The following is a 17172-nucleotide window of genomic DNA, read 5'->3' on the forward strand; positions in this document are numbered from 1 at the left end:
GAAGAGAGGTTATTAAGTTTGGTGCAAAGTTACGTTATTAAAATGAAATAGTGTTTAGTTACCGTTAAATTAATGCAAAAGCACTGTAAAATTTACAGTACTTTTGCATATTAAATTAGTTGCTAAAACTATTTTACGATTAGCTTTTTAGAAGCTTTTCCTTTATTGGTTTCTATTTCTACAACGTATAAACCTTTTGAAAATATTGAAGAATCTATAGTCGTTTCTTTAGAGGTTAAAACTAACTGTCCTAAGTTATTAAAGATGTTTACGTTTTTTAATTCCAAATTATTTTCTAATTGAATTGTCAATTTTTTTTTTGTTGGGTTTGGATATAAATTAAAGTTTTTTTTAAGTGATCGCTCTTCTGTTGACAATACATCTGATAAATCGTAAACCCTTACATGACCAGAGGCAATTCCATTATCATCACTAGATCTTGCTCCAATAGCCACAATACTGCCATCACTGGATAAGCTTACGCTTCCTCCACTGCTATCACCTGCTTCCTCACCATCTATATCTGAGCCTATTTGTACCCAACTACCTGATTGGTTCTTGTAAACCCGCACATGTCCTGATAAGCTTCCATTTCCATCATTACCTCGTGCTCCAATAGCCACAATACTTCCATCACTGGAAAGACTTACGCTTTCTCCACTAAAATCCTCTGCTTCCTCACCATCTATATCTGAGCCTACTTGTACCCAACTATCTGATTGGTTCTCGTAAACCCGCACATGACCTGAACTAATTCCATTTCCATCATTACTTCCAGCACCAATAGCCACAACACTGCCATCACTCGATAAACTTACGTTTGTTCCCATGCTATCACTTGCTTCTTCTCCATCGATATTTAAGCCTACTATAACCCAATTACCAGATTGGTTTTCATAAACCCGTACATGACCTGATAAACTTCCAATAGCCACGATATTTCCATCGCTCGATAAACTTACGCTATTTCCACAACCATCACCTGCTTGCCCTCCTTCTATATCTGAGCCTAATTGTACCCAACTACCTGATTGCTTCTCATAAACCCGCACATGACCTGAACTAATTCCATTTCCATTGTTACCTACTGCTCCAATAGCCAAAATACTACCATCACTCGATAAACTTAAACTTCCTCCACTGCCATCACCTGCTTCCTCACCATCTATATCTGAGCCTACTTGTATCCAACTACCTGATTGGTTTTCGTAAACCCGCACATGACCTGAATTACTTCCATTTCCATCATTCCATGTTGCTCCAATAGCAACATTACTGCCATCACTCGATAAGCTTATTCTCCATCCACTTATATTGTTTGCTTCCTCACCATCTATATCTGAGCCTACTTGTACCCAACTACCTGATTGGTTCTCGTAAACCCGCACATGTCCTGATAAGCTTCCATTTCCATCATTACCTCCTGCACCAATAGCCACAATACTTCCATCACTGGATAAACTTACGCTTTCTCCACTAAAATCACGTTCTGCCTCTCCATCTATATCTGCTCCTATCTGTGTTTGAGAGAATGAAATAAAAGGAAGGATTAAAAAGAAGAAAATTAAATTTTTCATAATAAAGTAGTTTATTACAAAGATAAACTAATATATTTTTGATTAGAATTTTAGACTTATCAACACATATATACATATTATCATTTTTCTTTTAAAATTTAAAAAATAAAATGATGGTTATTATAGTCTGTTAATAGTGCCTATAACTTTATTGTTTTTTCTTTTGATTACTCGTAGTTTACATTTTACTATAGTTTAGTTAACATTAATTTTACATTTAAGTACTTCATTTTAAAGCTAAATCAAAAAGCTATTAACAGCTGTTGATAACCGATGTTAATATAAATGACTGATATGTTTTTAGAAAAAAACTGTTCACTTCTCTATAAATGATACTTAATAACTCACTTGAAAAAAATAGCTAACTAATTAGGTTATCTCGTCTGTATTTTGGTTTGGAAAAATAACTGGATAAACCTAATTTTAGTTTTAAAGAGTTGTGAACACTTATTAACAAGTAATGAGTGATTCTATTAACCGACTTTTATTATTTGTAACTTTGTGTTTATAAAAGTTAAATAATTAAAAAATGAATATCTCAATAGGAAACGACCACGCAGGACCAGATTATAAGTTTGCCATCGTAAAACATTTGGAAGACAAAGGTTACACGATTAACAATTACGGAACCGATACTTTAGATAGCGTGGATTATCCAGATTTTGTGCATCCTGTAGCTAAAGATGTGGAAGCTAAAAAAGTGGATTTCGGAATTCTAATTTGTGGTAGTGCTAATGGTGTAGCAATGACAGCTAATAAATATCAACATGTAAGAGCTGGTGTGTGTTGGACAAATGAGATTACAGAGCTGACACGTCTGCATAATAATGCTAATATTATCTGTATTCCAGCACGATTTACTTCTATACCACAAGCCATTAAAATGGTAGATACTTTTCTAACAACTAAATTTGAAGGCGGTCGTCATCAAAATCGTGTAGATAAGATTCCATTAGCATGTTAGGTATCAATTTTAAATTGATATAAAATGGGACATTCACACGATCATAATCATTCCCATAGTAACGATCTAAATGGCCGTAATCTCTTAATTTCAATATTTCTGAATGTTGCTATAACCGTGGCACAGATTATTGGTGGTTTATTGTCTGGTAGCTTAGCTTTGTTGAGTGATGCACTTCATAATTTTAGTGATGTAGTCTCTTTAGTCATAAGTTATGTTGCTAATAAATTAGTAAAACGAAAAGCGTCTTTAAAACGGACTTTTGGTTATAAACGCGCTGAAATTTTGGCGGCTTTTATCAATGCAGCCACTTTAATTGTTGTTGCGGTTCTTCTCATTATTGAAGCTGTAGAACGTTTTCAGGATCCACAACAAATTGAATCTAATTTAGTGATTTGGTTGTCTGCTGTTGCTATTTTAGGCAATGGTTTTAGTGTGTTATTATTGAAAAATAATGCAGAAGATAATATGAACATGAAAAGCGCTTACCTGCATCTATTGACTGATATGATGGCAAGTGTAGCCGTTTTGATTGGTGGGTTACTTATGAAATTTTATCAAATTTGGTCGATAGACAGTGTATTGACCTTTGTTATCGCTATTTATTTAATTTGGATGGGATTCGATTTATTAAGATCATCTACAAAAGTGCTTATGTTATTTACCCCAGACACTATTCCAGTGGATCAAATTGTAAATAAATTGAATAGCTTTGAATCCATTAAAAATGTACATCATGTTCATGTTTGGCAATTGAATGAAGAAGAAATTCATTTTGAAGCGCACATTGATTTTGAAAAAGATATTTCATTATCAGAATTTGATGTTATTCTGACAGAAATTGAAGACTTTATATTTCATAATTACGATATCAATCATGTAAATATTCAACCAGAATTTAGCAAAATTGATGCTAAAGACGTGATTGTACAAGATTAATACAAGAAGACTATTTTTGAATTATTTATAATGGTAGATATAAAAGTAAAAACTTTTCAAGAATTAACATTACAACAACTCTACGATTTACTTCAGCTAAGAAGTGAGGTATTTGTGGTAGAACAAGATTGTGTATACCAAGATGTTGATGGAAAAGACCAAAAAGCACTTCATGTCTTAGGATATAGCGGACAAAAATTAGTGGCTTACACCAGACTATTTAAACCTGGCGACTATTTTGAAAAAGCAAGTATTGGTAGAGTAGTGGTTAGGTCTCATGAACGAAAATTCAAATATGGTAATACTATTATGAACGCTTCAATAGAGGCCATTAAAACACATTATAACGAAACTGAAATTAAAATTTCTGCACAGTGTTATTTAAAAAAGTTTTACAATAATCTTGGATTTATTGAAGTAGGAGAGGCGTACTTAGAAGATGGCATTCCGCATATTTCAATGTTGCGTTAATTAGATAGTATTCAGATTATTTTTCTTTATCATAAATTCGAGTCACTAAGATTTCCACACGTCTATCTAATTCTGGTTTACCACCAAGTGGTTCTTTTCTTCGCATACCGACAAATTTCATTCGGTAATGTTTAACCCCTTTTTTCTCGAGATAATCATAGACATATTTTGCTCTCGCCACGGAAAGGTTTCGCTTTTTTGTTTTACGGTCCACAGCATCTCTATTTCCTTGCGTGCAGCACACATGGCCTTCAATTGTAAAATAAATATTAGTACGTTCTGCCAGAACTTCTGCTATTTTATCCAGTACCTTCTTAGAATCTTTTGTTAAATAACTATAGCCTGTTCTAAACAGTAGATTTTCGAGTAAAATTTTGTCACCTTCCTTTAGATCGCCTTTTAATATATCAGCAGCTTCTAGTGTTTCCTTTTTTTCTTCTTTGGGTTTTGGTGGAAAAACAGGCGTGACTATAATTTCAACTTTACGGTTTAGTCCGCGAATTTTACTAAGATTTTCTTCATGAACAATATTGACTAAAATTTTACCCTTCCCGTCCACATTGGTAATTACGGATTCGTCAAACTCATTATTCGAAAAAACCTCTTTTATGGCATCAGCTCGGTTCTGGGATAAAACCAAATTATAGTTATCGCTTCCTCTATCATCTGTGAAGCCGTATATGGAAATTTTTCCAATATCTATATCTTCAATTTTAGATAAAAAGAGCAATAATCGACTATGCTCAGTTTCGGGAATATCGTGCTGATCGGTTTCAAAATAGACTTCGTGTTTCAGTTCTTTTTGAGAGAAAGAGAGCTGAAAACAAAGGCATAAAAAGACAATTAGGGGTTTCATGTGTTATTTTATATTGTTGCCATCTGTCACATGTAAACTTTAATAATGCTATTAATTTAAAAAAATTGAGAAAATTAATATAATTATGTCGGTTATGTTTTTAATATAATTTTACTACTTACTGAAAACATTTATGAGGCTAAATATAGAAAAAAATAAGTTCTATCTCAAAATACTCGCGTACTGAGTAGGATTATTAATAATATTCAAGGCCTTTTTTATTTCAGCATTATGAGCCGTATAATAGGTATATAAACCTTCACTGTAGAAATAACGCTTAATAATTTCATCAGTTAGCAATGATTTTAATTGCGTTTTATTTTCGTCAATAGCATTGGACTTATAAGACTGTAAAGCCTCGGTTAAATCTTTGTATTCTGACGAAATAACAGCATCTAGTTCTTCTTCTTTTGCAACCTTAATGGCATTTGTTAAGGCTTTTTCGGTTTTGGTTTCAAAACTAAAACCACTGGTTTTTACATAATTTTTAAATTTTTTAAATTCAGCATCCGACAATTCAAAACTTTGTAAATCTTCAACTTTATGATTGTAATAATAATCTGTTGAAAAGTTAAATACTAAATTTTCATTCGATATGGCTTTAGTAATTGGAGTTTGCTTGGCAAATTCGACTTCAATATCTGGCTGTACACCTCCACCATCATATACATCGCGTCCACTTCTGGTTTTAAAGGCATTATAATTTTCTTGTCGGGTTCTTGTAGCTTTTCCATTTTCATCACGATTCCAATAATCCAATGCCTGAATACAACGGCCAGACGGCGTATAATATCTTGAAATGGTAATCTTCATTTGGGTCCCATAAGTTAAAGGTTTTGGTCGTTGCACCAAACCTTTTCCGAAGCTTCTTGTTCCGACGACAACAGCACGATCCATATCTTGCAAAGCACCAGAAACAATTTCACTCGCTGAAGCACTGCTACCATCTATTAAAACAACTAGTGGAATTTCGGTATCAATAGCTTCACGTTGGGTATAATAAGTTTTGTTGTATTTCTTTACTTTAGATTTGGTTGTTACAACCAATTGATCTTTGGGTACAAAGATATTGGTTACATTGACCGCTTCATGAAGTAAACCTCCAGGATTTCCCCTGAGATCTAAAATTAATTGAGTGGCGCCTTCATTTTTTAAGGCTTTAATGGCTCTGATAGTTTGAGAAGAGGCTTTGTCATTAAATTTTCTAAGCACTACATAACCCGTTTTATCATCGACCATAGAGTAGTGTGGTACCGCTTTTATTTCTAAGGATTCTCTAATAATCTTTACCGTTTTGATTTTGCCTTGACGCTTATAGGTTATGGAAACCTCTGTACCAGCGGCTCCTTGTAATAAGTTGGCGGCATCATCTTTAAAGTCAGCAACGGTAACATTATCTACTTTTATGATTTCGTCACCAGCTTTAAGTCCGGCTTTATCAGCGGCATAATTTTGGTAAGGTTCTACGATAACCAATTTGTTTTTTAAAGTTAAAACCCTTGCTCCAATACCAGTATAATCACCAGCGTTATTGATTCTAGAAGCTTCTACATCCTGTTCGTTATAAAATTGCGTGTAAGGATCTAAATCGTCTAACATACTTTTAATAGCCGTATCCATGAGGTCACCTGGATTGGTATCATCAACATAGTTCATGTTGATTTCCTTGAACAATGTTGTGAAGATTTCTATTTGCTTGGCGATTTCAAAAAAGTCATTTTTAAAAGCTGTGGTGCTAAAAAAGATGAGTATGGCCAAGGCTGGAATTAGTAATTTTTTATGTAGCAGGTTTTTCATTAGTCAGCGGTTTTGTCGATAAATTTCCGAAACAACAATTTCATACTAGTATCTAGTTTATCAAAAGTTGTACCATCTTTACTAAGGTACAAAATCATAAACGCAAAAGAAGAAGAACTATTGTTAAAATATTGTGGTTTATTTAGTCTATATGCTTCACGAAGCAAACGTTTTATCCGATTTCTAGAAACCGCAGTTTTGTGCAACCGCTTGCTTACGGAAACGCCTGTTTTGAGTTGTGAACCATCTTCGAATTCGGTTTTAAAATATACTAATCTGAGCGGATAAGCTGTTACTACTTTTCCTTCTGTAAAGAGCTGTTCAATTAGCTTCTTGCTTTTTAGTTTATCTTTTTTTGAATATTTGAAGTTCATGAGTGGAATTTCGATTGGTAAAAATAGAAAACCTCATCTATTTGATAGTGATTTATGTACATAATCTCTAAATAAAGTCATTTCATCTAAAAATAGGCTTTTGAAAGAATTTTTTTTCAAAAGAATCTATATTTGGTTGACAACTAAACCGCAATTTTCCTAACATTTTAACTCCATATGGCTAAAAATTACTTCACTTTTTTAGTATTTATAGTATTATTTATAAATGTAAACGCACAAAATTTATATTGGTTTCAATCCGAAATAAAGCAGACTAATATTTCAAATTCTGAGATACCTTCGGAATATGCGGAATTTACTTTAAATACAGCATCGTTGCTAAAAGATTTTGCAAAAGCTCCTGATCGCTTATTACAAAAACAATCTCAGATTGTAATTTCTTTGCCTAATGAAAATGGAGTTTTAGAAAGATATCAACTCTTTGAAGCTTCTAACCTTCATCCAGAATTAGAAGCAAAATTCCCCGAAATAAAATCTTATATCGGAAAAGGACTAGATAATGGTGCAACCGCGCGTATTAGCTATTCGCCATCGTTAGGACTAAATGCTTCAATTTTAAATCTAAATAGGCCTACAACACTTATTGGGTCTTTAGATAATACAAATGGAATATATGCGGTTTTTTCAAGAGATGAATTAAATACTACCAGTTCAGATTTTGAATGTGCTACTATAGAATCTGCAAGAAGAGCAATTACGTCTTCCAGATTAGACAATAGAAATGCAAATGATAGTAACTTAAGACGATACAGAGCAGCTATATCAACCACAAGTGAATATTCACAATTCTTTCTTGATGGTACTGAAACAACGGATGAAGAGCGCAAGGAAAAAGTTATAGCAGCATTAAACCTATCCCTAACAAGAATCAATGGGATTTTTGAACGGGATTTTGGAGTAACGATGCAATTGATTTCAAATAATGATGACATCATTTTCTTGGATAGTCCAACAGACCCTTATAATGTCGATAATTCTGTAATTCAAAATACAATAGATGCCACTATTGGCGATTCTAATTATGATGTAGGCCATTTATTTGCTTATGAAGGTTCTATTTACGGAAATGCTGGTTGTATTGCCTGCGTGTGCACACCAGGCGCTAAGGGAAGCGCATATACTGTACATAGTGATCCTAGTTCAGACCATTTCAACTTAATTGCCAGTCATGAGTTTGGACACCAATTTGGTGGTTGGCATGTTCAAAGTACCTCAAATTGTAGAAGCTCAAATGGACTTCAGGAGGTAGAACCAGGAAGCGGTAGTTCAATTATGGGATATGCTGGAATTTGTTCACCAAGTGTTCAGGATGCTCCAGATGATTATTTTAATTATGTAGATATTAGAGATGTGGCACAATGGACCATTAACGATAGTTTTTGTGCAGAAATTATTGGATTAACCAATATAGCTCCAATAGTAAGCGCAGGTAACGATTTTACGATTCCGAGGTCAACCGCCTTTATATTAGAGGGCACAGGAAGTGATTCTAATGGAGATCAGTTATCATTTTGCTGGGAAGAAAACGATCCTGAAAATCCGTTTAGTTCAGACACGCCACAACCAACTAGGCAATTTGGACCTATGTTCCGATCAAAACTACCTGTTTCAAGTCCTGACCGTTACATGCCACAAATAGCTGATGTGGTAAATGGTAATTTAACGCCAACATGGGAAATGCTACCTTCAATAAGTAGAACGATGGATTTCGTGCTTACGGTTAGAGATAATAACCAAAACGGCGGACAAACTGCTTCTGATGAAATGACTGTTACCGTAACAGATACTGCTGGCCCTTTCGTTGTAACCTCCCAATCTACAAACGACATTTGGAATGTAGGCGAAAATGCTACAATTACTTGGGATGTTGCTAATACCAACGTCGCTCCTGTAAATGCAACCGAAGTAGATATTCTCTTATCTGTTGATGGAGGTTTTACGTATCCTTACACCATAGCAACTGCGATTGCGAATGATGGCTCAGAGACTATAAATATTCCTAACGTACCTACGACTACTGATGCAAGGGTTATGGTTAGAGGCGCAAACAATATCTTTTATGCGATTAACAGTTCTAATTTCGAAGTACAAGCATCTGAATTCGTAATGAATTTTACAGAGACAAACTTGGCGGTCTGTAAGCCAAATGAAGCCGTTTATAATTTCACCTATAACACCTTTTTAGAATTTGATGAAACGACTGTTTTTTCAGCATTAAACCTTCCAACGGGAGCTAATGCAACTTTTAGTCAATCTTCCGCTATGGACGATAATACAACTATACAGGTTACAATAACCAATACAGCTCTTATAGCTAATGGTTCCTATGATATAATCATAAACGGAACTTCGGATACGGCAGAAAAGAACATTACCATTACATTAGAAGTTTATGATGATAATTTATCAGCCCCTACACTCCAATTTCCAGAGGACAATGCTTCTGCGGTAGATGTTAACGGAACTTTTACATGGCAAGACGATGTCAATGCTGCGAATTACGAAATAGAAATAGCATTGGATGCTAGTTTTAATTCCATGGTCTTATCTGAAACTACTTTTAATAATTCTTATGATGTACTGGGTTTAAATTATAACACCGTTTATTATTGGCGCGTGAGAAGTGTAAATGATTGTGGAATAAGTTCATATTCCAACGTAAATGAATTTATCACATTTTGTGTTGCTCCTAGTGATATTGTTTTAACTAATATTTTATCAGATTCTGCAGAAGTCAGTTGGATAGAAAATGGAAATGCCACTTCATGGGAAATTGAAGTGGTTGAAATTGGAAATGTACCAACAGGTGTCGGTGTTTCAACCTCCAATAATCCATATACGATCAATGGTGTAAACTCGCTAACATCTTATGATTTATATATAAGATCCGAATGTGGCGGCGGAAATTATAGTGATTGGACAGGGCCAGTAAGCTTTACTACGGCAGCTAATTTTTGTAATGGAGATCATTTTTATGATTCAGGTGGTTTAGATGGAAATTACTCAAACGGAGAATTTATTACGACTGTTATAGCTCCTTCTACTGGAAATAATAGTATAACTGTTGTTTTCAATTCGTTTGAATTAGAAAGCGGATGGGATTACTTATATGTATATGATGGACCAGATAATAATGCACCAATTTTAGGACAATTTACTGGAACTGCAAATCCAGGCCCTTTTACCTCATCAGACCCTTCGGGAACTTTAACGTTTTTGTTTACTTCCGATGGAAGTGCTACTCGCAGCGGATGGGACGCAACGGTAACATGTCAATCTATTTCTTGTCCTAATCCAACCGATTTAATAGCAAATAACATCACACTTAATTCGGCAGATGTAAGCTGGACAGCTAGTGGAAATGAATCAATTTGGGAGCTAGAATATGGATTAACAGGCTTTGCTCAAGGCACGGGGACGATTATTAATACCAATACTAATCCAACGACTTTAAACGGTTTAACTTTTGAAACAACTTACGATATCTATTTTAGAGGTAATTGTGGTGCTAATCCTGGCGAAGATGATAGCAGCTGGGTAGGACCTTTAACATTTTCGACCTTAGGCTTAGAAGCTCCAGGCTATTTAACAGCAGAATTGACAGATGAGACTCTTGGTGAAGTAACCTTAAATTGGAGCGAACCCAGCGCTTTTGTAGGAAGCTGGATGTTATTTTATGATTTTAACTGTGCAGACAACTATTTTCAAACAGAAATTATTTTTAATGGCGATGGTTCTTTTATACTTCCAGATTTTAACGACTCGGGAACTTGGGTATTGGAAGGTGATCAATTGACTTTTACTTTTCCTGGTGGTTTTTCGTATAGTGGTACTAGAAATGGTGATTATGTGGTGGGAACTAACGACGCAGGAGGTTGTTGGTATGGTACAAAAAACAATACCGATGGTTTAATAGCATATACATCTGGAGCATTAGATGTTTTTGGACAACCAAATTCTAACGAGAACCAAGTGGTCCAAGTAAATGTGTCTGGATTATCTTTTATAGAATATAATTTATATAGGGACGCTCAACTTCTTACAACAACTACAGAAACAGCCTACAATGACACTTTACCGGATTATGGAGTTTATGACTATTATGTTACGGCTGTTTATGATGAAGGCGAATCAATACCTTCTAACATTGAAACAGTAGAATGGGTTTCATGCCCAGAACCAATAGATTTTGTTGCGACAAATCCTTCTGCAGATAGTATAGATCTTAGTTGGATAGTTGGAGGAAGTGAAACCTCTTGGGAATTGGAGTATGGTATTTCTGGTTTTACCATTGGTGCAGGAAATACAACAACAACAAATTCAAACCCTTACACCTTATCGGGTTTAAACTCTTCGTTTGATTATGATGTATATATTAGGGCTAATTGCGGTGCAAACTCTGGTGAAGATGACAGTCATTGGGTAGGTCCTGTGTCATTTACCACTTTAGTAGATTTTTGCAGTGGTGATCATTTTTATGATTCAGGTGGAGTAAATGGTAATTATCAAAATGGAGAAGATATCACTACAGTTATTGCACCTTCTGATGGTAATAATAGTGTAACGGTTATCTTTAATTCATTTCAAACAGAAAGCTGTTGCGATCGTTTGTGGGTTTATGATGGCTTGGATAACAATGCACCTTTAATAGGCCAATATGGCGGGACAACAATTCCTAATTCATTTACATCAAACAATCCTTCAGGAGCGTTAACCTTTAGATTTACCTCAGACGGAAGCGTTACAGGCAGTGGTTGGGACGCAACGGTAACTTGTGAATCCATTACCTGTCCAGATGTAACTAACATTGTAGTAGATGGTATTACTCAGAATTCAGCAGATTTAAGTTGGACAGCAGGAGGAAATGAATTATCATGGGAAATAGAATACGGATTAACAGGTTTTAGCCAAGGAACAGGGACTTTTATTGATGCATTAAATCCAGAATTTGCGTTAACAGAATTAAATTCCTCAACAACTTTCGATGTATATATTCGCGGTAACTGTAGTGTAAATCCTGGAGAAGACGCCAGTAATTGGATAGGACCAATTTCGTTTACCACTTTACCTGATTTTTGTAACGGAGATCATTTCTATGATTCAGGTGGTGCAAATGGGAACTATCAAAATGGAGAGGATATTACAACGGTTATTGCACCATCTGATGGTAATAATAGTGTAACGGTAATCTTTAATTCATTTCAATTAGAAAGCTGCTGTGATTATTTAAGAGTGTATGACGGCTTGGACATTAACGCACCTTTCATCGGTCAATATAATGGCTCAACAATTCCAAGTTCTTTTACAGCCGATAATCCATCAGGAGCATTGACGTTTAGGTTTACTTCAGACGGAAGTGTTACTGGCAGCGGTTGGGATGCTACTGTAGTTTGTGAAACTATTTCTTGCCCTGACTTATCGGACTTTGTAGTAAACAATGTGACTCTAAGTTCAGCTGATTTAAGTTGGATCGCAGGTGGTAGTGAAATGGCATGGGAAATAGAATATGGACCAACCGGTTTTATGCCAGGCAATGGCACAACTATAATTTCGAATACAAATCCTTATGCTTTAGAAACCCTCGATTTAGCGACAACTTACGATGTCTATATTCGTGGTAATTGTGGTGCAAATCCTGACGAAGACGATAGCAATTGGATAGGACCATTAGCCTTTACAACCTTAGATATAACGTCTCCAAGCTATTTGGTCGCGGAACTTACCGATGCATCGCAAGGGGAAGTGACTCTAGATTGGGGAACGACCACAAATTTTGTTGGAAACTGGTTATTAAACTATGATCACGATTGTACCAATAGCTATAATCAAGTAGAAACTACGTTTAATGAAGATTATACGTTTTATTCAGCATCTGGTGGTTCCGGTACTTGGGAAATATTAGAAAATCAGATTACATGGACTTATGTTCGTGGCTTTCAATACACGGGTACTTTAACAGGAAATTATATGGAAGGCACCATGGGAACTAATGGCTGTTGGTTTGCTGATAAAATAGAAGCTACAGACTATATCAATTATACCGTTGGTAATATATCAAGTACGGGAGAAATAAATCCCAATGCCAATGAGCAAATTGTAATTAACGCTGCAGCATTTGGGTTTTTAGAATATAATATTTATCGAAATAATGTATTCTTAACGTCAACCACCGAAACAACCTACGTTGATATGCTAACGGATTCAGGTACTTACGATTATCATATTACTTCGGTATTTAGTGAAGGAGAATCTGAAGCGTCTAATATAGAAACCATTGTTTGGGAAAGCTTAAATGTAAAAGACAATGAATTTGAAGGTATTGATATATTTCCTAACCCTGTTACTTCAGAATTAAATATTAATTCAACTACCATTGTTGAGTCTATAGAGGTGTACTCTGTGCTAGGTCAGAAGATAATGGATATCAAATCAAACGGAAATAACAACAGCCTAGATATGACTCAATTGGAGTCAGGAACATACGTTGTTAAAGTTTGGTCCCATCAACGATTTAATATTTACAAGGTCATTAAGAAATAAAACGATACTTATAATGATTCATAGGAAACAAAAAGCGCAATTTTAGTTGCGCTTTTTGTTTAAAAATAAGTTATGTTACTAATTTAGTTTGTTAGTTCATTATTAGCGCGATTTACATCTGCCATCATTTTGGAAGCATCAATCTCAACCGATTCAATCTCCTTTTTAGCCTCAAAAGAATACGTTGGCATTGCCCAAGCCCAATCACTAATGATAGTGGCAGAAGTTGGTTTTTCGCCACGCATCATTTGTAAAGGAATATAAAAATCTTCTGTTGTACCATCTATGTAGGTTACGGAAAGGTCAATAGGCATTGGCATTAAACCTATACGCTCTAAAGTAACGGATTTTCCTTCGATCAATTTTACACCATAATCAATAGTGTTTGTGGTTTGTGCAAAATCAATAAAATACCAATCGAGTTCAAAATCAGTAATGCGTTCAGCAGTTCTAATTATATCGAACGGTTTAGGGTGTTTAAAAGAAAAATCATCAAAATACTTTTTAATGGTTTTCTTTAAATTGTCCTTACCAATCACATAACCTAATTGGGCTAAAAATACAGCACCTTTATTGTAAGCTGCAGCACTATAAACTTGGTTGAATTCATAGCGATCCGAGTGCGTGGTTAAAGGTTGTTCAACCCCAGAATTAGCCAAAGCTAAATACCCTCTGTATGACCCTTCAAGCGGATTGGGTTTTTTGTCATTGCGAAGCGAGTTCATGGCCAACGCCGAAATATAACTTGTAAAGCCTTCATCCATCCATTCATGTTTTGTTTCATTTGAAGCTAACAAAAACTGAAACCATGTATGTGCCAACTCATGTGCTGTAACACCCAATAAACTTCCATAGCTGCGCTTTCCGGTAATAAGCGTACACATAGCGTATTCCATACCACCATCGCCACCTTGGATTACAGAATATTGATCATAAGGATATTGTCCAATGTTTTCATTAAAGAAATCCATTAACATAGCGGCTTCTAATGGTAACTTTTTCCAATTGTCCAAATAGTGTTGTTCTAGATCTTTTTTATAGTAAAAGTGGAGTAGTGGACCATTTGGCATTTGAAAGGTATCGTGAATAAAATCAGGATCCACAGCCCAAGTAAAATCATGCACTCTTGGTGCTTTAAAATGAAGGGTTTTCTTTCCAGATTTTACTTTAGGTTCCCCTTGAAGATAGCCTGTGCCACCAACAACATAATCTTCATCAATCGTTAATTTTACATCAAAATCGCCCCAAACTCCATGAAACTCCCTTGAAATATAAGGATCTGCATGCCAACCTTCTTCATCGTATTCCGCTAATTTAGGGTACCATTGTGACATGGATAAGGCAACACCTTCTTTATTATTTCTACCCGAACGACGAATTTGAATAGGCACTTGCGCATCAAAATCCATATCGAATGTGACCTTTTCTCCTGGCTGAATAGGTTTGTTTAATTGTACTTCTAAAACTGTTCCGACCGTTTTATGAGAAATAATCGTTCCGTTTTGTTTTAGTGAATTCACTTTAATATAACCAATCTCGTTTGGTTGTAATTTACTAATGCGATCACTAATTTTTGGACTAGGATCTTTTATAGTAAGCGAGCGCACATCCATTTCGCTTCCAGGTTGAAAAGCATTGAAATATAAATGATAGTACACACGGTTTAATACATCTGGAGAATTGTTGGTATACACCAACTTTTGCTTACCCTTATATTTATAGGTATTGACATCCATATCAATTTCCATGGCATAATCGACGTGCTGTTGCCAGTATCCATTATCAGAGACATTAGATGCTTTGCTTGTATTGGTTGACTGTTTTGTAGATCCACAAGAGGCTAGAATTAAAAGAGATAAAAGGCTTATAGTGAAATGTTTCATTTAATTTTTTCTTAATTGCTTAAAATCGTTATTAGAATTGTCTCTGCTATTTTAGTATTTAAAGAAATGAAGTTATCGGCAGTCATATAGAAACCACTAAACAACTTAATCTCTTAATAACCTAAAGAATGAAAGCCATTTATTATAGTTTCGAAGCCATTATTAAAGCATTATAAGCATTCACTATTCGTCCTGTTTTAGACAAATCTGAAAAAGCCATTACATTAGAAGCATCTCCACCCACAACGACTTTGGTTGCGATTGGTAATCCAGATTCTATGATCACTTGTTTAACCTGAGCCGCTGTTAATTTAGGATAATAAGAGCGAATTAGTGCGGCAACACCTGCAACTGCAGGAGACGCCATTGACGTACCACTATTTGACTCATACTCGTTTTCTGGCACAGTAGAATAGATATCGGAACCTGGAGCAAAAACATCCACATTATTTTTTCCGAAGTTAGAAAAATCAGAAACAATCTTAGATCCATATTTGGAAGTTAAAGAACCCACTGTGATGTATGTATTTGAAATTTCAGCAAAATTTACATTATCATCTGGGAAACTTGGTTCTGAATCTATGTTTTTACCGTCATTACCAGCAGCATGTACAAATACCACATCATTATCAGAAGCATACTTAATAGCATCTCTTACCCAATCTGCATGAGGAGAAAATGATTTCCCGAAACTCCCATTAATGACTTTTGCACCATTATCTACGGCATAACGAATGGCCAACGCTATATCCTTATCGTACTCATCTCCATTTGGTACGGCTCTAATCGCCATTATTTCAACGTGGTTTGCTACACCATTCGCTCCTTTTCCATTATTACGTTCTGCAGCAATAATACCAGCAACATGCGTTCCATGGGATTCCGATTTTTTTAAGGGTTTTACGTTGCCGTTGCCATAACCTTTATTAGATAAATCGTTGATGTCATCTCCAGTTTTGCGACCAGAAAAGTCTTTGTTTAAGTTATAGTTTAAACGCTCATTAATTTGTACTAATATATCATTGATTTCTTCCGAAGCCTCTGCTAAACTTGAACCGTTGGCATTTACATTTTGAGCAATTTGAACCGCTTGAGCCAGATTTTGATCTTCTGTTTTTATAGCATTTACCTCTTTAGTGGTATACTCTTTTTTTCCAAGATGTTGGCTTAAGGTTTCATCTGCTTTATTGATCACCTGAGCAATTTGATCGTATTGCGTTTTGCGACTTATCCACAATTGATATTCTTCTTCATATTTTGCTTTGGCAGCTTCATAATTTGGATTCGTTTTATCTCCAGAAGCTAAAATACGCACGTATTCCAGTTGCTCGTCATAACCATCTCCTAAGAAATTCCAACCATGCATATCATCTACATAGCCATTTTTATCATCATCTATACCGTTGTTGGGCTTTTCGTCTTTATTGGTCCAAATCACGCCATCTAAATCTTCGTGGTCAATGTCAATACCAGAATCTATAACGGCAACGATGACTTTTTCTCCTTTTTTGTTTTTAATGATTTCAGTATAAGCCTTATCCACACTCATTCCAGGAATAGTGTCTTTAACAAGGTCTAAATGTCCCCAATTTTTGGTTTCCGCATCTGTTAAATCGGTCACTTTTAGAGGTGATGTATCTATATTTTCAATTGGAGTAGAAAGAATTTCTCCAGTGCTACCACATCCCAAAAATAATGTACCTGCAACTACGAGATAGGCTATTAATCTTTGATTTAATTTCATTTCTTC

The 17172-nt window shown here is 35.2% G+C and carries 10 protein-coding genes; 4 read left to right on the top strand and 6 right to left on the bottom strand.

Annotated elements, in window-relative coordinates; all coding sequences use genetic code 11:
• Window positions 1–128 precede the first annotated feature (128 nt).
• A complete protein-coding gene (locus tag HM990_RS18800) occupies window positions 129–1577 on the bottom strand; it encodes a T9SS type A sorting domain-containing protein (protein ID WP_178991388.1) in 1449 nt (482 codons plus the stop codon).
• A gap of 529 nt (window positions 1578–2106) precedes the next feature.
• Here HM990_RS18800 and rpiB point away from each other — a divergent pair.
• From rpiB to HM990_RS18815, 3 genes are read left to right on the top strand one after another with little or no spacing between them, the layout of a single operon-like run.
• Window positions 2107–2541 (top strand): ribose 5-phosphate isomerase B, encoded by a 435-nt coding sequence (rpiB, locus tag HM990_RS18805; protein ID WP_178991390.1) that lies wholly within the window; start codon window positions 2107–2109, stop codon window positions 2539–2541.
• 24 nt (window positions 2542–2565) lie between these two features.
• Entirely contained in the window at window positions 2566–3480 is a 915-nt protein-coding gene (locus HM990_RS18810) for a cation diffusion facilitator family transporter (protein WP_178991392.1), read from the top strand.
• 30 nt (window positions 3481–3510) lie between these two features.
• Complete coding sequence (locus HM990_RS18815; protein WP_178991394.1) at window positions 3511–3951, top strand: GNAT family N-acetyltransferase; 441 nt, start codon at window positions 3511–3513, stop codon at window positions 3949–3951.
• 16 nt (window positions 3952–3967) lie between these two features.
• Here the strand turns inward: HM990_RS18815 and HM990_RS18820 are convergent, their stop codons facing one another.
• The 3 genes from HM990_RS18820 to rnpA form a co-directional block, all read right to left on the bottom strand.
• The gene (locus HM990_RS18820; RefSeq protein ID WP_178991396.1) at window positions 3968–4807 is read right to left on the bottom strand and encodes an OmpA family protein; all 840 of its coding nucleotides are present in this window, start codon (window positions 4805–4807) and stop codon (window positions 3968–3970) included.
• A gap of 162 nt (window positions 4808–4969) precedes the next feature.
• A complete protein-coding gene (locus tag HM990_RS18825; protein ID WP_178991398.1) occupies window positions 4970–6604 on the bottom strand; it encodes a S41 family peptidase in 1635 nt (544 codons plus the stop codon).
• Entirely contained in the window at window positions 6604–6978 is a 375-nt protein-coding gene (gene rnpA, locus HM990_RS18830) for a ribonuclease P protein component (protein ID WP_178991400.1), read from the bottom strand. The genes HM990_RS18825 and rnpA overlap by 1 nt, the downstream gene beginning before the upstream one ends.
• Window positions 6979–7155: 177 nt before the next feature.
• Here rnpA and HM990_RS18835 point away from each other — a divergent pair, with 177 nt between their 5' ends.
• Entirely contained in the window at window positions 7156–13539 is a 6384-nt protein-coding gene (locus HM990_RS18835; RefSeq protein WP_178991402.1) for a CUB domain-containing protein, read from the top strand.
• An 83-nt stretch (window positions 13540–13622) separates the two neighbouring features.
• Here the strand turns inward: HM990_RS18835 and HM990_RS18840 are convergent, their stop codons facing one another.
• The gene (locus HM990_RS18840; RefSeq protein WP_178991404.1) at window positions 13623–15422 is read right to left on the bottom strand and encodes a M1 family metallopeptidase; all 1800 of its coding nucleotides are present in this window, start codon (window positions 15420–15422) and stop codon (window positions 13623–13625) included.
• Window positions 15423–15564: 142 nt separating this feature from the next.
• Window positions 15565–17166 carry a S8 family peptidase gene (locus HM990_RS18845; RefSeq protein WP_178991406.1) on the bottom strand — a complete coding sequence of 534 codons (1602 nt, stop codon included), beginning with the start codon at window positions 17164–17166 and terminating at the stop codon, window positions 15565–15567.
• Window positions 17167–17172: the final 6 nt, after the last annotated feature.

This window comes from Winogradskyella schleiferi (assembly GCF_013394655.1).
In the GTDB taxonomy this organism is placed as follows: domain Bacteria; phylum Bacteroidota; class Bacteroidia; order Flavobacteriales; family Flavobacteriaceae; genus Winogradskyella; species Winogradskyella schleiferi.